The 16,947-nt window shown below is 46.6% G+C and carries 17 protein-coding genes and 1 riboswitch; of the genes, 1 reads left to right on the top strand and 16 read right to left on the bottom strand.

Translation table 11 applies throughout. From position 1 onward, the window contains the following. Positions 1-6: 6 nt before the first annotated feature. From glpK to thiW, 7 genes are all read right to left on the bottom strand, one after another. A complete protein-coding gene (glpK, locus tag IGI66_RS13375; RefSeq protein ID WP_086306276.1) occupies positions 7-1,506 on the bottom strand; it encodes a glycerol kinase GlpK in 1,500 nt (499 codons plus the stop codon). Positions 1,507-1,718: 212 nt separating this feature from the next. Beyond that, positions 1,719-3,182, bottom strand: a complete 1,464-nt coding sequence (locus IGI66_RS13380) for a helix-turn-helix domain-containing protein (RefSeq protein WP_438849235.1) — start codon at positions 3,180-3,182, stop codon at positions 1,719-1,721. Between the two features lie 7 nt (positions 3,183-3,189). Further along, the gene (locus IGI66_RS13385; protein ID WP_438849236.1) at positions 3,190-4,479 is read right to left on the bottom strand and encodes an FAD-dependent oxidoreductase; all 1,290 of its coding nucleotides are present in this window, start codon (positions 4,477-4,479) and stop codon (positions 3,190-3,192) included. A 197-nt stretch (positions 4,480-4,676) separates the two neighbouring features. Further along, the gene (gene thiD, locus IGI66_RS13390) at positions 4,677-5,507 is read right to left on the bottom strand and encodes a bifunctional hydroxymethylpyrimidine kinase/phosphomethylpyrimidine kinase (protein WP_438849237.1); all 831 of its coding nucleotides are present in this window, start codon (positions 5,505-5,507) and stop codon (positions 4,677-4,679) included. Then, entirely contained in the window at positions 5,504-6,145 is a 642-nt protein-coding gene (gene thiE / locus IGI66_RS13395; RefSeq protein ID WP_438849238.1) for a thiamine phosphate synthase, read from the bottom strand. The genes thiD and thiE overlap by 4 nt, the downstream gene beginning before the upstream one ends. Next, a complete protein-coding gene (locus tag IGI66_RS13400; protein ID WP_438849239.1) occupies positions 6,124-6,942 on the bottom strand; it encodes a hydroxyethylthiazole kinase in 819 nt (272 codons plus the stop codon). The genes thiE and IGI66_RS13400 overlap by 22 nt, the downstream gene beginning before the upstream one ends. After that, positions 6,939-7,460, bottom strand: coding sequence for an energy coupling factor transporter S component ThiW (gene thiW, locus IGI66_RS13405; RefSeq protein ID WP_438849240.1), 522 nt, complete (start codon positions 7,458-7,460; stop codon positions 6,939-6,941). The genes IGI66_RS13400 and thiW overlap by 4 nt, the downstream gene beginning before the upstream one ends. Before the next feature lie 90 nt (positions 7,461-7,550). Beyond that, positions 7,551-7,640, bottom strand: a riboswitch (TPP riboswitch). 118 nt (positions 7,641-7,758) lie between these two features. Here thiW and gloA2 point away from each other — a divergent pair. Continuing rightward, complete coding sequence (gloA2, locus tag IGI66_RS13410) at positions 7,759-8,148, top strand: SMU1112c/YaeR family gloxylase I-like metalloprotein (RefSeq protein ID WP_114525138.1); 390 nt, start codon at positions 7,759-7,761, stop codon at positions 8,146-8,148. 34 nt (positions 8,149-8,182) lie between these two features. Here gloA2 and IGI66_RS13415 read toward each other — a convergent pair whose 3' ends face one another. The 9 genes from IGI66_RS13415 to IGI66_RS13455 form a co-directional block, all read right to left on the bottom strand. Continuing rightward, entirely contained in the window at positions 8,183-8,476 is a 294-nt protein-coding gene (locus tag IGI66_RS13415) for a nucleotide pyrophosphohydrolase (RefSeq protein WP_288226942.1), read from the bottom strand. 19 nt (positions 8,477-8,495) lie between these two features. Then, positions 8,496-10,019 carry a helix-turn-helix domain-containing protein gene (locus IGI66_RS13420; protein WP_316406979.1) on the bottom strand — a complete coding sequence of 508 codons (1,524 nt, stop codon included), beginning with the start codon at positions 10,017-10,019 and terminating at the stop codon, positions 8,496-8,498. Between the two features lie 504 nt (positions 10,020-10,523). Next, entirely contained in the window at positions 10,524-12,140 is a 1,617-nt protein-coding gene (locus IGI66_RS13425) for a SpaH/EbpB family LPXTG-anchored major pilin (RefSeq protein ID WP_438849241.1), read from the bottom strand. Next, complete coding sequence (locus IGI66_RS13430; protein ID WP_438849242.1) at positions 12,137-12,796, bottom strand: pilin N-terminal domain-containing protein; 660 nt, start codon at positions 12,794-12,796, stop codon at positions 12,137-12,139. Before IGI66_RS13430 ends, IGI66_RS13425 begins: the two co-directional genes overlap by 4 nt. Positions 12,797-13,239: 443 nt before the next feature. Continuing rightward, positions 13,240-13,623 (bottom strand): ASCH domain-containing protein, encoded by a 384-nt coding sequence (locus IGI66_RS13435; protein WP_438849243.1) that lies wholly within the window; start codon positions 13,621-13,623, stop codon positions 13,240-13,242. Between the two features lie 75 nt (positions 13,624-13,698). After that, positions 13,699-14,199 (bottom strand): macro domain-containing protein, encoded by a 501-nt coding sequence (locus IGI66_RS13440; protein ID WP_438849244.1) that lies wholly within the window; start codon positions 14,197-14,199, stop codon positions 13,699-13,701. Positions 14,200-14,341: 142 nt separating this feature from the next. Then, on the bottom strand, positions 14,342-15,310 hold the full coding sequence (locus IGI66_RS13445) for a tRNA dihydrouridine synthase (RefSeq protein ID WP_438849245.1): 969 nt from the start codon (positions 15,308-15,310) through the stop codon (positions 14,342-14,344). Between the two features lie 112 nt (positions 15,311-15,422). Then, complete coding sequence (locus tag IGI66_RS13450) at positions 15,423-16,016, bottom strand: helix-turn-helix domain-containing protein (protein ID WP_438849246.1); 594 nt, start codon at positions 16,014-16,016, stop codon at positions 15,423-15,425. Between the two features lie 166 nt (positions 16,017-16,182). Next, positions 16,183-16,869, bottom strand: a complete 687-nt coding sequence (locus IGI66_RS13455) for a Crp/Fnr family transcriptional regulator (RefSeq protein WP_010779403.1) — start codon at positions 16,867-16,869, stop codon at positions 16,183-16,185. Positions 16,870-16,947: the final 78 nt, after the last annotated feature.

Raw genomic sequence — 16,947 nt, forward strand, 5'->3', positions numbered from 1 at the left:
TCACTTTTATTCAAATACTTGGGTCGCTTTTACTGCTTTCTTCCAACCGGCGTACAATTTTTGACGGCGTTCAGGTGCCATCTCCGCCTCAAAAATCTTCCCAGCCTCATAAAATTCTCTGATTTCGTCCATGTCCTTCCAGTAGCCTACCGCCAATCCCGCCAAGAAGGCAGCTCCTAAAGCCGTCGTCTCAAGATTTGCTGCACGTTGGATCGGTACATCTAATATGTCTGATTGAAATTGCATCAAATATTCATTGTTCGCTGCCCCGCCGTCTACCTTCAATACTGGAATCTGGATGCCGGTATCTTCCTGCATCGTATCCACGATGTCCCGCACTTGATAGGCGATGGATTGAAGGGTTGCTTTGATCAGATCTTCTTTCGTCGTCCCCCGGGTCAATCCGAACATCGCTCCGCGAGCGTTTTGATCCCAATAAGGTGCGCCTAGACCCACAAACGCTGGGACGATATACACTTCGTCTTGGTTGGTGGAGCGTTTGGCAGCATCTTCCGAATCACTCGCCTTTTTCAACATTTTCAAGCCATCCCTCAGCCATTGAATGGATGAACCAGCAACGAAAATACTTCCTTCTAAGGCGTAATACACTTTGCCGTTGATCCCATAGCCAATCGTTGTCAATAAATTATTTTTTGATAATTGCGGCTTCTCACCTGTGTTCATCACGATAAAGGACCCTGTGCCATAGGTATTCTTGACCATCCCAGGCTCAAAAGCCATTTGACCAAACAATGCGGCTTGCTGGTCCCCAGCCATTCCTGAGATCGGTGCTTCGCTGCCGAAGAAATGATAACCTTGTGTGTAGCCGTAAATCTCAGAATTTGAGGTTACCTTCGGCAAAAGCTCGTTGGGGATATTCAGCAGATCTAAAATTTCTTGGTCCCAAGTCAGCTCGTGGATGTTGTAAAGCATCGTCCGGCTGGCATTGGAATAATCCGTCACGTGCGCACCGCCATCTGTCAATTTCCAAACAAGCCAGCTATCGATCGTTCCGAAAAGCAGCTCGCCCTGTTCTGCTCGTTCCTGTGCGCCTTCTACCTGATCCAAGATCCATCGGATTTTCGTTGCGGAGAAATACGCATCGACGACTAAGCCGGTCTTTTGATGGATCATTTCCTCGTACCCGTCAGCCTTTAACTGATCCGCGATTTGCGCGGATTGCCGCGACTGCCAAACTACCGCATGATAGATTGGGCGGCCGGTATCTTTTTCCCAGATAACCGTTGTTTCCCGCTGGTTCGTGATCCCGATCCCCGCAACTTGATCCGGCTTGATACCTGAATCGATGAATGCCCCTGCGATTACAGATTGAACAGAATTCCAAATTTCATTGGCATCGTGTTCCACCCAGCCCTCTGTTGGAAAATATTGCGTAAATTCCTTTTGCGAGCTTGCCACCTGATGCCCAAACTTATCATAGATAATTGCTCGTGAACTCGTTGTCCCTTGGTCGATCGCCATAATGTATTGTTGTTTTTCAGTCATTTTGATTGGTCCTCCTTGTACTAAAGCTTTCTTGCAATCGCTTTCTTTATGGACTTATCCTAACGTGCATTCTGCATTGAAAACAGTCAATTATTAAAGCGATTTCACGTTTTAGTGGCAGTTTCGCTCCAAAACTCCGTTATATCAAAGAATCCAGAAAGCCAAAATTTTTTTCTTTCATCAAAAAAGCAGCTCCCTAAGGAACCGCTCCATCAATTTTTCGCTTTTTTCAATTGCTCGATCAGTTGCTTTATTTGGTCAAGATCATAGGCAGATTCAAATTCGGACAGGCAATAATGGATCGCCTCAGAAGGGTCTTCTCCATCTCGGGTACTAACAATCAAATCATACGTCGTTCCCTCACGCAGTTGTTCTACTTGAATCCCCGGGATCGGACGCAATTCTGAAAACAAATAATGATAATAAGAAATACGGTACACCGGCAATGCCTCCAGATCAATCCCCACAATGACTTCCTTGGCGATGTAAAAATCGATCATCGACAGGATACTCGCGTAATCGATCAGCAAGGCCTGTGTAAGCAAGGTGTCTTGTGCCTTCGCCGGCTCCAAAAAATTACGAGCTGTTTCCTGAAGCATATCTAACAATCGGCTTCGCTCAATGCCTAGTTTTTCTCGCTGCCGCGCAAGCAGACGCTCAGGCTCGTACCGCGGGAGATAGCCTTGAAAGAAATAGATGCGGTTGTTGATCTGGGAAAGCTGATAACCTACCGCTTTCTCCTGCTGAATGGACAATCGCCTTGGTCGATAATGGACGAGGATCATCTCACGGATGTACATATCTAAAAGAGCCGGCAGCAGCTTTTTGCTCCGCTGCAATTCATACCGGTAAAACGTCTCTTCATCCAAAATCGCAAAGGACACCAAAAAGCTGTAAAACATCATCGGTTCATACTGGTTCAATTCAAAGGAACTGCGGCTGTTGTATAGGCGGATCAACGGCTCGATGCGTTGAAACAGCGCGTCCTTTTGAAAGAGCCGATACGTTGTTTTCAGCCGTGTCTGCTGTGTTTTCTTAGCAGACATGCGCTTCAAGCTGATCCCTAGCCAGCAGGCGATCTCGCTTTTGGACTCAGCAGAAAATTCCGTCTCTAGCGCACGCTCAAGCCCCCGGAAGAACAGTTGATTCTGATCGGATGCAACGAGGAAACGAGGCCGCATCCTAACTGGAAAATAGCTATAGATTTGAAAGTAGAAATACCGAATCTGTAATTCTTCCCCCTGCAAACGGCCATTTTTTATCCGAACATGAAACTCCGCAAGCACCTCATTCAGCTCGCGAAATTTACGAAACACGGAGGATTCGCTTGTCGCAAATTCCTGTGTGATCTGCGGGATCGTGAACGTTCGATGCAGCAGCATGTATTCCAACAATTGGAATTTAAAGCTGTCTCTTACCATCATGGCCGTGATCCCCTCAAGCGTCGTTCTTCTTTCTAAGACCAGCACCAGCGTAGCGCCCTCTTTCGTAAGCGAGAAGCCCATGTTTAACTCTTTTCCTAAGTAGGAGAGCTCTTGGCTATACTGATCCAAGCTAGATTTTGACAAATGGATCGCTTCCGCCAACGCATTCGCAGACAGCCTGCCGCCAGATAAGACTAGATGATGGAGGATCGACAATTGCACTTGTTGATTCTTATCCAATAATTGTTCCATCCTCATCCTACTTCTCCCCTAAACCAGAGAATCCCAGTAACGGCGCACGAAAAGCTGGATGGAAGAAGCGTTCCTTCACTTGAAATTCATGAATCGTTTGCTGCTGTTGGATCGCTAGCGCGAATAGATCGAGTAAGGCGAAATCCATCCATTTTGAAACGAGCTGTACGCCTAGCAACACCTCTGTCTCTGCATCCCAAATCACCTTCAGCTTCATCTTTTCCTTTGAAACAGCCGCCACCGGCACGTCGACCTGCGCTATCTGGATTTCTTCAGGATACAATAAGGCTTCTTTTTCAAGCAAACCGGCACTGCCGACAAAATAGCCAAACCATTGATTGCCGCTCACTCGCACGGTTCCAGGATCTTCTTCCGGCGTTCCAAGGATGTTCTGACTGGCGATGCTCGCTGTCCGAAGCGCGTTCGTGACCAACGACACGTAGAGTTCTTCCCCCGTCAATTGGAACCTTACTTTGATGGTATCTCCGATCGCATAAATGTTCGAATCGGAGGTTTGCAAATAGGCGTTCACTTTCAGCGTGCCGTCGTCGTTGCGGTCCAATACCTGCCAAATGTGATTGTCGGGACGCGTACTATTGGCCAACACGACCAAATCAACAGCCATATCCGATTCCTCAAAAAAGAGTCGGACGTGCCCCTCACTGGTTTCCTCCATTGATTCTACAAAGGTGCCCATATGGAGGTGGACGGCGGACTGGCGGATCGCCGTCTCGAGGGGCTGGATCATTTCTTCATCAAAATAGTGCCCCATCAGCATCGTGTCACTCTCAAACAAATGAATCTGCTTATCGGTTTGTGCAAAAGCATCCGCAAGCTCTAAGCCGACGTGTCCGCCACCGACGATCGCGACTGTCTCCAGCTCCTCCAGCTGCGTGAGAATGTCCGTTACATCCTGCTCGGTCTTACAGGTTTTGATTCTGGCTGACGGCACCTCTTCTTGTTGAAACGATTGCCGCGAACCGGTCGCGATCACCAGCCGATCAAACCCGATCGCTTCGCCAGTCGACAACTGGATTTGATGGTCTGGCAAAAGACCAGTACAAGAGACACCCGTTCTTACGTGAATCCCCTGCGCCTCTAATTCCGCTCGTGTGATCCAGCGCAATTCGTCTACAGAGGCCGCTTTTCCCTGTAAAATCAGTGCTAAGCTGCCGGGCACGAAGCCCAATTCTGTTTGCTTTTCAATCACTAGGACCTCTGTTTCTGGCGCCCTCCGCTTTATTTCCACTGCCGCTTGGACACCGCCAAAGGAGCCTCCTACAATCACTACACGCATATGTTCCCTCTTTTCTTTAAATACTGATTTTCTAGTCCTTCCAGCATTGCATTTATTTCTTCACCCATGAATTCCTCATCTTCAATTATAAATCTTTGCCTCAAAGATCGCTATTTTAACCATTTGGTGACAGGAATAAAAAAAGCCCGTTGCCAGAAAAGTTCTGACAACAGGCCTTTACTAAGATAGTCCTTTTTCTAAACAAGGGCGTTCTGAATTGAAATAGATTCTGTGATTTCCGCCCAATGATTCGTTGGGCCATGACCGTGTCCGACAAAAATCGGCTGACGAATGACCGCCTGAATAAATCTCTTTCCGATGAGGATCGCTTCCTTCAGCTCCGTCCCCTTTGCCAGCTCTGCCGCGATACAGGCGGAGAAGGTATCCCCTGTGCCGTGGGTGCTCGCTGTTTCCACCCTTGGTGCACTCATCCAAAAGGCGTCTCCCGATGCCAGCAGAACAAAATCCGCCGCTTCTTTCTTCTGGCTATGACCACCCTTGACGACGACATTCTCCGTCCCGAAAGCCTGCAGCTTCTTCGCAGCAGCAACCATTTCCTGATCGGTCACGATCCGTTCACCAATGATCACCTCTGCCTCAGGCAAATTCGGCGTCACGATCGTCGCCAGCGGCAATAATTGTTCATTGATCGTTTTTACCGCATCGCTTTGCAGCAAATGATGGCCGCCTTTTGCCACCATCACCGGATCAACGATCAAGGGGCCAAAATCGACTTGCTTCAGTTTTTTTACGACAGTCTCTACCCGTTCCACATCCGCCAGCATCCCTGTCTTCGCGGCACCGATCGCAAAATCTGCCGCCAATGAATCAAATTGATCTTCGATGAACGCACTTGGGATCGCCATGCTGTTTTGTACGCCATACGTATTTTGCGCGGTCAGAGCCACGAAAATGCTCATCCCGAAAGCGTTGCGGGCTTGAAAGGTTTTAAGGTCTGCCTGCACGCCTGCGCCGCCGCCAGAATCCGAACCGGCGATCGTTACGACTTGCGGTGTTGCATTGATCATTTTTCTTCCTCCAATACATCCGTGATTTTTTGTTTCAGACGACGGACTTTCTGTCCGACAGCCTCCGCTAACATAATGTCGCTTACGATGGAGACACCCGCGACCCCTGTTCCGCCAACAGCCGCCAAATTGCCTTCCTTGATCCCGCCGATCGCCACACTTGGGACCGTTGTTGCGTCATTGATCGCTTTCACTGTTTCCAATCCCGTCAGCGGTGTCTCCTTGGTCTTCGTTGGAAAAATCGCCCCGATCCCTAAATAATCTGCGCCTGCCTGTTCCGCTTCCACTCCCCGCGCCACCGTCTTCGCTGAAACACCTAAGATTTTTTCCGGACCGATCAGCGATCGAACGACCGCCACCGGCAGCTCATCATCCCCGATGTGTACCCCCGCTGCGTCAACGGCTAGACAAATATCCACCCGATCGTTGATGATCAACGGAACCTGATACGCGTCGGTGACTGCTTTGACCTTTAACGCCAAGTCATAAAATGCCCCCGTCAGTAATTCCTTCTCCCGCAATTGAACAAGGGTCACGCCATTCTTACAGGCCTCTTCCACCACCGCTAAAAATTTCGTGTCGCTGAAATCATAATGCCCAGTCACCAAGTACAACGTTAGATCCATTGCTTTTCCCATCCTTTGATCTCCCTCCACCATTCTTTTTCCATTTGTAACGAAAGCTGGTTCAGTGTTTCCTGTCGAAAAGCAGCTAAGCCCTTCCCATCGGCTGCCTGCTCTCCGCAAAGATTGAAGTAACTGACCGCTGCGATGACGGCTTCAGGCGTGTCCACACCGCTTCCCAACAAAGCCGCGATCAACGCCCCCACCACGTCCCCCGTGCCCGTAAACCGATCCAGCTCAGGAACTCCGTTCGTCAACCGCCATGTTCGCTGTTGGTCCACGAGAATGTCTTGACTACCAGTCGCCAAGAAAGTGGTTTGCGGGTACGCTTTCGTCGCTCGCTGCAACGCTTCGGCCAATTCTTCTAATGCTTCTTCTCCTTGATCCAGCGCGCTGCCATCCACTCCGCGGGCATGACTTGAAAGCTGGCAAAAGTTTCGCAGCTCCGAAATATTGCCCTTTACGACCGTTGGGTTTTCTGCGGCTAGCTGCCGCCCGACACCATTCCGCAGCTCGCTGATGCCAAAACCCACAAGGTCCACGACGGTCGGTTTTTCCTGCTTTCTTGCACTTGCCGCTGCCGCCGCCAGACTTGCTGCGCGCTGCTCCGACAAATGTCCGATGTTCAGCAGCAGACTGTCCGTCTGCTGAAACAAGGCGTCAAACTCTCTTGGATCAGCCGCCATGATCGGTTTCGCTCCCACATAAAGCAGTGCATTCGCCACCGTCTCACAGGTGACCTCATTTGTAATACAATGGACTAACGGAGCACGCTTCAAAGGAAATACGTTTGAGACTTTTCGTTTGATCATCCAATCATCCTTTCATTGGCAAATAACCGCTGCCACCGTTTGAAAATCGTTGTCTCCTTTAACTTCACCAGCACAACAAAGGCGATCGCAGCGCCGATCATCGTCGCGCCTAAAAACCTCGGCGTGTAGATCAGCCAGTACAAGTCGCTTTGACTGCCCGTGAACCAGACCATTACGGGGTACGACAGCAACGAGCCTATGATCCCGGTGCCAACTATTTCCCCCAGCATCGACCAATACACCTTTTTTCCGAAACGATAAAACAACCCAGCAAAGAACGCCCCAAATACCGCTCCTGTCAGCGCTAAAGGGGGAATCCCCAACAGCATCATGCGAATCAATCCGCATACCAGCGCCATCATAGTGCCATAAAAGGGACCCAATAAAACACCCGCGAGGATGTTCATCACACTAGACATCGGCGCCATGCCCTCGATCCGCATCAACGGTGACAAGACGACATCCAGTGCGATCATCAATGCTAAAAGCGTCAATTTATGGATTTTATTTTTTTCCACGGCAAATACCCTCCTTTTTTTCAAGAAACAAAAGGAGGGTGTACAAAAAGACAGAAAAACCCAACCAAAAGAAAATGGTCGGGTGCACGTCGTAAATTCGCTACATTTCCCTGCGACAGTCTTAACTGCATCAGGTTCCATGGGTATAATCTCAGCAATACAGCACCCCAAATGTTTCTCTTCAATTGGTTAGAGTATAACATACTTTTTTTAAAGCAACTAGCTTATAATGGAGGAGAAGCCTTCGAGCACGTCGAAGCGACGCTTATAGCCAACGAAAAAAAGAAAGGAGACGCCTATGTCGAAACCCGATTTTTCTGCGATCCATCATGTGGCGATCATTGTGTCTGATTATCAAAAAGCCCGCCACTTTTACGTCGATATTCTCGGTCTGCCGATCCTGCGGGAACATTACCGGCCTGAACGGCACGACTACAAGCTGGATCTGCAATTGAAGGACGCGGAATTGGAGCTTTTTGCTGTTCAAGATCCGCCGAAACGCCCAAGCTTCCCAGAAGCGGCCGGCTTGCGTCATCTTGCCTTCAAAACCGAGGACATCGAAGCGACAGTGGCTTATTTGGCTAGTGAAGGGGTCGTCTGCGAACCGTTGCGCACCGATGATTTCACTGGCGAGAAAATGACCTTCTTCTTTGATCCTGACGGTCTGCCGCTAGAATTGCATGAATAAAAAAGAGGTGCCGCTGCATACGGGCACCTCTTTTTTACGCGTTCTCCACTGGGTATTTGATCGCGTTTTTCTTTAGTTTTTCGCTGATGATCTCGTCAATATCAAAGTCTAGATTGTCTGCCATCATATAAGAATAGATCAGCACATCTGCCAATTCCTCTTTCAGCCGCTCGGTTTGCGTCCGGGCTTCTTCAGAATCCTTCCATTGAAACAGCTCCAATAATTCGGCTGCTTCTAAGCAGATAGACAGCGCAAGATCCTTTTCATTATGGAACGGGCGCCAATTGCGGGCATCGCGAAATTGATTGATTTTCTCCATACTGTTCATAGTCGACCTTCTTTCGCTTCTATTCTATCACAGAAAGAAGGCTTCGTTTTTCCTCCAGCTCGGTGATCATCTCCTGTATCCACCGCGTACTCTGCCTTGTTAAAAAGGGATCGATCACTACCACTGGATAGTCCTGTGGCAATCCTTCCGCCGAACCCGTCGTGATCAAACAATCATAATTTTTCAATTCATTGCGCAGCTGCGGGTTTCCCCCGGATAATGTTTCAAAATGCAGAATGATAAAATTTCCATATATAGCGTCTGAAATTTGCTTGGCCAAAAAGCTTTCCTCTGTTGGCGTTAGATCAGACAGCAGCAGCACCTGCAGCAACGGCTCTTGGTTCGCCAGCCATTCCATGCTTCGCTCTTCTGTCGTCACCAATAAGTATGTATAGTTCCGCAAAAAATCTTCTTCTTGATACATCTGGTATTTTTCCGTAAATCGCTGAACGAGTTTCTTTACCCGTTCCACGCCGCGACTGTAAACCTTCGATACCTCTGATAAAAACACCGTTCGATTGCGCCATAGTAAGCAAACATACTGCCCTGCCGGATCATAAAGGTAAAATTCATTCGACAAGACGGTCGCCAGATTGATCCGGCTTTGCTTGTCCAAGCGGTACCCTAGCATTTTGTTGTACGCCCCCACCAATTCATAGTGACGACTGAATAATTGCTGATACTTTTCATTGTCTGACATTGCAAGCGCACGATGAGGACTGCTGAATACGACCGAATCCGAAAAGAGCAGCCACAGCCCGTCGCGAACCAGCTCCGGCGACAGCTCGACCTCCGCGCCCTCATGGACCGCCTGCTTCAAGTGCTGATAATACGGGCCTTTCGGCAACTCCAAGCCTTCTGTCCGCAAGTGATCGACCGGATACCGATGACCATTTTTGACCCGCCAGATACTGATATAGAAATTGTAGATCAAGCGCTTTTGAAAGACGTACTTTTCGTGGATCTGATTGATCGAAACAAATTCCTGTACGTACTGCTCGATCACGTGATAGTGCTTCGCAGGCAGCTTCGGCAGTGTGCTTTCAAACGCATCTTGCCGTTCACTGTAAAAGCGGTAATAAAAATTTCGAATCTCCCCTTCATTTCCCTCGACGCGTAAGGGCCGATAGCACAATTCTATCCCCGCCTCTGACAACGCCTCTTCGATCTTTTTAAGATAACGCTGCGTGTTTGAGGAACTAAGGTACAGCTTTTTCCCTAAAGCCGTGATATTTTCACATTCCTCATACAGCAATTCCTCGATGATCTGAAATTCAGGGCTCGTGTTCAAAATATTGGCATACAAATTTCCCAAACTGACTTTCTTGTCCACCTCTAGCCGATAAAGTCCCTTCGTTTTCGTAATCTGGAAACTGGGGTACTCCTCGTTGATCATCTCGATGTCATTCAACAAGATCGGCAGCGAACAATTCAATTCACTCAAAAGCTGATCACTCGACCACCCTTCCCGACGATAATAAAGCTGCTCCAGCAACGCCAATCGTCGTTTGTTGCTTGTCCCTAAAACCCCACGAAAATCCATGATCATTCTCCTCTCAAAAGAATGTCTTCACAAGTAAAATCCTGCGTTTCCCCTTATTGGATACTGCTTCAGACAGCCCGTTTCGGATTTTTACTCTTTTGCTAAAAAATTGGAATCCTCCTTTATTAATAGATTGATTCAAGGCTATTTTCTCAAAAATAGTCCGTTTTCCCAATAATAGAAAGAGAAAATACAAGAAATATTTTTGTGTTATTCACAAATAATAGTATAAAAAAACGATAAAAGCAATTTTCGGTCAAAATCATTCAAAATATATGATTTCAAAATGACCTTTTTCTGAACGCTGAAAAACGAGTGCCTAAACACCCGCTAAAACAGCAAAAAAGTAGATTAATATCCTTAAATTAATTGTATTTTCTATGAAAAATGAGCAATTACCAACCAACTTTCACCTTAAAAATCATTTTTTCTTCTTACCCATTTTTTTTCAAAAAACAAAAAAACAAGAACCGTTTCGCTCTTGTTTTTTCGTTTTTATTGGTTTTATGCGTGATTTATCTGGCGATACTTGATAAATGCTCCTGTCATCAATGCTGCTCCGATCACTAAAAAGGCAATGATCCCTGTTCCACCTGTTGAAGGCAAGAAGCCGCCTTTTGACACGTTGGCGATCGGCAAGGTCGCTGCATCGTCAAAGGACCCTTTCTCTACAATGAACTCCTTATCCGTCTCCAACAATTGGAAGCCTTTCGGTGCCTCGATCTCACGTAAATAGTAGGTACCAAACGCTAGACCCGACACTTGCAGATGTCCGCCATTTTCGGACGTATAGTGTGTCGCTGTCGCGAAATCTTCTGTTTCTCCAACTTCTGTCCAGATCATTTGGTCATTTTTATTCGTTAAATAGTAGTCTTTTCCATCTTCTTTTTTGATAACAACGAATTTAGCGCCATCCAATCCTTGCTTCTCTTTTTCGGATTCATGCTTCATGAATTTCTTACCGCCAGTAACGACAGGCGGTACGGTTGTATGGTCGTCCGTTTCTGTTTGTCCATCATGGGTCAGCTCAACGGAGAAGTTATTATTGATGTCAACGTCGACAGGCGTTTTATCCGTAAAGGAGATCGCGTAATAAATATGCAGTGTCTTTCCGCCAAAGGGCTTCAGATACTCCGCTGTCTCCTTCGATGAAGCAAACTTAGCAGCATCTCCATCGCTTTTCGCGTCAGACAAATTCATATCGATCGTGAATCCTGCTTTTTCATTGTAAGGAGCCGCAGTGCTCGTATAGCTCGCTGTTCCGTGAGAGAGGAAGGCCGCTTTGATATCGTCTGTTTTATCCGCGATCGAGATTCGTTCGATCCCTTCAAATTTCACGCCATTTTGTGACACCTCATCCTTGAATTGCAATTTCGTGTAACGTGTCTGCAAACTGCCCTCTGAGTCAAGAATCTCACCAATTTGGCTCGGGATCGTAAAGCTCGCATGGTAGTAGATTTTTTTGCCTACTTCATAATCGTAGCGATCTTTCCCCGTCAATTCCTTCCCGTCTTCGTCCACAAGCTCTTTGTCGATCTCACCTTTGATCTTGTTTTTTGGATACAAATGGATATCCGTATTCTCACCCGCTTCATCGACAACAGGCAATACTAAAATCAATGGTACCGCCGAAGCCGTCGCGCCTTTACTGTCGGTTTCTTCAAACAGGTAGACCTTGTACGTTCCCTCTGTTGTCCGCTTATCCAAATCAGCAAAAGTAGCCAAGCCCAATTTATCCGTAGTTTCAGAACCCTTTGATACGGCTGCGTCCTTGTTCAATTTAAAGTTCTTCATTAAATCCTTCACAGCCGCCTCGTATACGTCCTTCGACGCATTCGGCGCTACGAGTTTATTCAATTGTGTGTAAAAATCAGTGGTGATGTCCCACGCCTCAAAGGTGACTTCAGCCAGACCTTCGTATTGCTCAAATTCGGCCATTTCCTTCCCTGTATTCTCTACTGGATTCGTTGGGAATTGGTCCATTTTTTTCTTGTGAAGTGTGACATCCACTTTTCCTTCAGCAGCGGCCTGTACGGCGCCCCCAAACCCAAACACTCCGGCGATCAGCGGAAGCAGACACACGATCGCTGCGACAACCCTAACTATTTTCTTTCTTTTCATTTATTTTTCCTCCTGTTTTTTTGTTTTTGATAAGCCAAGCCACCGCCTCCAGCCAGCGTTAGCAGGATTCCGCTATACAGAAAATTACTAAGGCGCTCGTTTGTTTGAGGCAATGATGCCGTTGTAGATGGCTTATTCTCGCGATTGGGTGATTCTTCGATCCTTTCTTCTGGCAGCGCAGCCGTTTGGTATTTTCCATACAGATACACCGTTGCCGCCGGACACTCTGTCGGCAGAAACAAAACCAGTGGCAGAAACTCTTGGTTCCCCGTTTCCCCCAAAGCTGAAAATAAATAAACGGCCGGCTTCCCTTGCTGATGATAAGGAAGCGCTGCTTGCATAAGCCCGTCAGAGCCAACAGCTAAAGGGCGCTCATTTACTTTGGTTAACGCCGCCTGTTGGATGACCCGTTGGAATTGTTGTTTATTTTGATACTGATCCAGCCAAAATTGCTTGCTCTTCTTTTCGCTTTGATTGTTTTTTTGACACCACTCGGTCAAATCGTATACATCAAAGGTGAGCGCTTCCGTTCCAGCAACGAATTCTCCAGCGCGCTTCGTATCGATCGACACCGAAACGGCGGCTTCTGAAGCAAAGGCCGAATTCCCATAAAAAAAATAGACGATCACTAAACAAATAAGACTTAATTTTTTCAAGTACGAGCCCCTCTCTCTATTCTTCCTCCACTGCCTGCGCCACCGTTTCAACGATTTCTCCCTTTATATAGAAGAATCTTCCCCCAGCAAAAACTGAACGCTCAGAATTCTTATTTTTCAACGGAATGACCTTCCCCACCTGCACAAATAATATTTTAAACAACTTCTTTTCTACGTGCTTTTTCACAAAAAAATCGATCGTAGTTATTTTTAAAGATTTAAAACCGCTTGTTTAAAGGCATTTATCACTAATATTGGAAAGAATCCGTTATAAACCTTTTTTTATTATTTTTAATTACGAATTAAGTTTTTTTAAATCGCTTGTTTAGACAAAATAAAAACACTCATTTCCTCAATGAGTGTTTTTAAAACCGGCTATTCTCCCCGTTATAACAGCGATTACATTTGCTTGTTCGTTATTAGGAGAGGTGTTTTAGACAGGCTTAATTGATCAAATTTACGTAGTATTTCTCCCAAAATTCGTCCGTAACGACCCGTTCTCCATCCTCAATCACAAACTCGCCCTTTTCAGGTTCGACGATTCGATCATCAGGAACATGGTACAGACGACGCTGACCTTTGATAGGAAAAGGCTTGATGCAGCGCACATTTTCAAACACCCACGCATAGGAATGGGGCGTTTCCTTTACAGCGACCAGATCAACGATACAGATAGCATGACCAGAGATACATCCAGGTGTTTTGATGGCTGTTGAGCAGATCAATAACGGGCCGCGATGATGCGTAGACCACGAACGGTATTCCTCGGTTTTCTTCCCAGAAAGAATGTCCATGACCGGCTCAGGATGAATCGAAATAGCTTTCAAATGATTCGCCTCACTTTTCTTATTTATCCCTATTTTATCACTTATTTGAACACCAAGAAAAAATCCCCAGTTCCATCAGCTGCCCTGTTGGAGCGCCGCGAAAATTTCCAGCCACGATTCCTCAAAGACAACAATGGTCGTAGCGATCCCTTGATTTTCAGGGCGTCCCGCTACTTCATAAAGCACCCGCGCCGCTGCTTTTTTTGGATAACCGTAGATTCCTGCACTCAACACGGGCACTGCAAGGCTCTCGAGCTTGTATTCCTGCGCTAGCTGATAGACCGCTTCGTAGGCACTGTAAAGCAACTTTTCTTCCTCGTGTTCGCCATCTTGATAACGCGGGCCAACCGCATGAATCACATACGTCGCAGACAGTTCAAAAGCTGGCGTGATCACCGTCGTCCCTGTCGATGTTCCGCCAATCGCACCCATCGCCTTTTTCAAATTTGGTCCAGCTGCTCGGTTCAATGCGCCATCCACACCGCCTCCGGGAATCAAAGCCGCATTCGCCGCATTGACGATAGCTTCTACTTGAAAGGTCAAATGCGCGATATCTCCCACTACTACTTGAATCACCGTCTTCTCCTCCTTTGTTCTGCTCCTTCTATCCTACAGTCCTTCTAGCTTGCGGGGCAACTGTTAACGTTCAGACCGTTGTCATAAAAAAAAAGACACCTTCTCCTCAACGGAAAAAAGTGTCTTTGAAGGCAATCCTCCATTAGTGCTGTTCAGCCTGCTCAAAGGCGTCTAAAATCTCACGAACTTCAGCCGTCGATTTCGTATTCATCAAGCGCACGCGTAAGTCATTCGCACCGGGAAACCCTTTAACATAAATTTTGAAGAATCGGTGCAAGCCAACGATCGAACGAGGGACTTTCTCCGCATAACGGTCTTGCAAATCAAGCTGTAAACGCAGCAGTCCAATCAATTCTTCGGGGGAATGTTCTTTAGCTTCCTTTTCAAAGGCATAAGGATTCTTAAAAATCCCACGGCCGATCATCAGACCATCTACACCATATTTTTCCGCCAGCTCCAAGCCCATCTGACGATCCAAAATATCCCCATTGATCGTGATCAGCGTTTTCGGTGCCAGCGCATCCCGCAGCTTCACGATCTCAGGAATCAAATCCCAATGCGCATCCACCTTGCTCATCTCTTTGCGCGTCCGCATATGAACAGAAAGATTGGCGATGTCCTGCTCCAGCAAATGACTGATCCACTCCGTCATCTCCTCGGTATCTGTAAATCCAAGACGCGTCTTCACACTTACAGGCAATCCCCCAGCTTTTGCTGCTTGGATCAATTCCGCCGCCACTTCTGGTCGCAAAATCAAGCCGCTGCCTTTTCCTCGTTCCGCCACATTCGGCACCGGACAGCCCATATTGATATCGATTCCGCTGAAGCCCATCTCCGCCATCGCAAGACTCATCTCGCGGAAAAATTCAGGCTTGTCTCCCCAGATATGCGCCACCATCGGCTGTTCATCCTCAGTAAACATCAACCTGCCGCGAACGCTCTCGATCCCATCAGGGTGACAAAAACTATCCGAATTCGTAAATTCCGTAAAAAATACATCCGGTGCGCCCGCTTCCTTCACCACATGACGGAAGACCACGTCCGTCACATCCTCCATCGGAGCTAAAACAAAAAAGGGCTTCGGCAATTCCGCCCAAAAATTATTCTTCATTATGTAGATTTCCTCCTACTATCGCTATGTATACAAAACAACGTTATTATACTAAGGTTTGCGGGAAGAAGCAAAAATACAAATCACAAAATAAAAATACACTCAGCTTTAACTAAGTGTACTTGATCTCATGGATATGTTCTTTGCTGTCGTACCACATTTCTTCCGGTGAGTAATGATCCGTCCCATTGAGGATGACTTCTCCCGTCTCCTTGATCTCAAACTCTGAGCCCAACCAATAGTGGGCTTTCGGACCGCCGAACATCCACAGTCCCCCTTTGCGTTTCCAGCGCCAAGGAGAAAAAACATCAACAATATCCTTGTAAAGATGCGACCTCAGATAGCGAATCTCACCAGTGTCGAACGTGATTCGTAAAAAACTAGAGACATTTTCCACTTTTGTCGCTTTCGGTACGTCACCTTCTGGATACTGTTTTATCTCGATCGATTTATCCATCTCCTCGTCTCCCTTTGTTTTAGAAAAGAAAGAGGCAAAAAAGGACGGCTTGGAATTTCCCAGCAGTTCGTCTGCCGTCACCTGAAAAAAATCACTTAACTTCACCAGCATATCCAAATCGGGGTAGCTCTTATTCCGTTCCCATTTCGAAACCGCCTGCGGTGTGACGCTTAGAAAATCAGCCAAGTCTTTCTGTGACATCTTTTTTACTTCTCTTAATTCCCTGATTTTTGCTCCGATCTCTACCATGACTATAGCCCTCCAGTGTGTAAACAGACAATAAACCTTCTGTTGAAATAGCGAAAACTAAGCTCAACCATGCGTTGAGTACTTAAATTTTACCATGACCAGAAGGTTTACATCGATAAAGTTTATTCATTTTTACTGGGCTCTTTGCAAACGGAGCAGCTATTTCTCAATAGGCGATATAATCATCCAATTTCTGGACATTGCAGACAATGATTCTTCGTCTGCCATTGTCACTATTGGTAAATGCGATCACGCCCTCTTCCTTCAGCTTCTTCATCATTCTGCTGACACTTGCGTACGTGGCGATGCCGCAAAATGCTGCAATATCCTCATTAGTGACCTCAAAATCAATCAAGATCTTTGATCCGCCGTCCAATTCGCGTCCAAATTTCAGGACCAGATCTCTTAAAAAGCTCGCCAACGCTCCTAATTTGCCATTCATGGTCAAACGCTGCAAACGCGAAAAATTTTCAGACAAGCGATGGCGGTAATATTGTTTTACATAGTTTTGAAGATACGGATCGTTGTTGACATACTTCCAAAATTGCACCCGATTGATCTGATAAAAAGTAGCCGTCGGTGATTCGATCCGTACGTTGAAGGGCTGTTCATCATATTGAAGCGCTTCGTCATGCAGCAGTGAAATAACGTCCGGCTGATTGATATAGGAAATATTAAATTCCCGACCATCCTGCAAAATGACCGACGTTTTGATAACGCCCTCCTTCAGGATAAACACACTCGCTGCTTTCAAGCCGTGAAAAGTTAGATACGTATGATAGTCCTTCGTAATAACCGGAATTTGTTTATCTTCCAGAAAATTAACGAGGTAATCGATGTCTTTATTATTCATAGTTTTCCTTCCAATCCCTACTTTCATTTATGAATGAAAGAATCTGTTGTATTTTATCATATCCTCTTACCATTTGGT

Source organism: Enterococcus sp. AZ048, assembly GCF_051715125.1.
Classification (GTDB): domain Bacteria; phylum Bacillota; class Bacilli; order Lactobacillales; family Enterococcaceae; genus Enterococcus_A; species Enterococcus_A gilvus.

Excerpts from the sequence above, each read along its gene's own strand:
- IGI66_RS13400 (WP_438849239.1), bottom strand. The coding sequence starts at position 6,942 with ATGATCAAACGAAAAGTCTCAAACGTATTTCCTTTGAAGCGTGCTCCG.
- gloA2 (WP_114525138.1), top strand. The coding sequence starts at position 7,759 with ATGTCGAAACCCGATTTTTCTGCGATCCATCATGTGGCGATCATTGTG.
- IGI66_RS13445 (WP_438849245.1), bottom strand. The coding sequence starts at position 15,310 with ATGAAGAATAATTTTTGGGCGGAATTGCCGAAGCCCTTTTTTGTTTTA.
- IGI66_RS13415 (WP_288226942.1), bottom strand. The coding sequence starts at position 8,476 with ATGAACAGTATGGAGAAAATCAATCAATTTCGCGATGCCCGCAATTGG.
- IGI66_RS13455 (WP_010779403.1), bottom strand. The coding sequence starts at position 16,869 with ATGAATAATAAAGACATCGATTACCTCGTTAATTTTCTGGAAGATAAA.
- IGI66_RS13420 (WP_316406979.1), bottom strand. The coding sequence starts at position 10,019 with ATGGATTTTCGTGGGGTTTTAGGGACAAGCAACAAACGACGATTGGCG.
- IGI66_RS13380 (WP_438849235.1), bottom strand. The coding sequence starts at position 3,182 with ATGGAACAATTATTGGATAAGAATCAACAAGTGCAATTGTCGATCCTC.
- IGI66_RS13450 (WP_438849246.1), bottom strand. The coding sequence starts at position 16,016 with ATGGTAGAGATCGGAGCAAAAATCAGGGAATTAAGAGAAGTAAAAAAG.
- thiD (WP_438849237.1), bottom strand. The coding sequence starts at position 5,507 with ATGATCAATGCAACACCGCAAGTCGTAACGATCGCCGGTTCGGATTCT.
- thiE (WP_438849238.1), bottom strand. The coding sequence starts at position 6,145 with ATGGGAAAAGCAATGGATCTAACGTTGTACTTGGTGACTGGGCATTAT.
- glpK (WP_086306276.1), bottom strand. The coding sequence starts at position 1,506 with ATGACTGAAAAACAACAATACATTATGGCGATCGACCAAGGGACAACG.
- IGI66_RS13425 (WP_438849241.1), bottom strand. The coding sequence starts at position 12,140 with ATGAAAAGAAAGAAAATAGTTAGGGTTGTCGCAGCGATCGTGTGTCTG.
- IGI66_RS13385 (WP_438849236.1), bottom strand. The coding sequence starts at position 4,479 with ATGCGTGTAGTGATTGTAGGAGGCTCCTTTGGCGGTGTCCAAGCGGCA.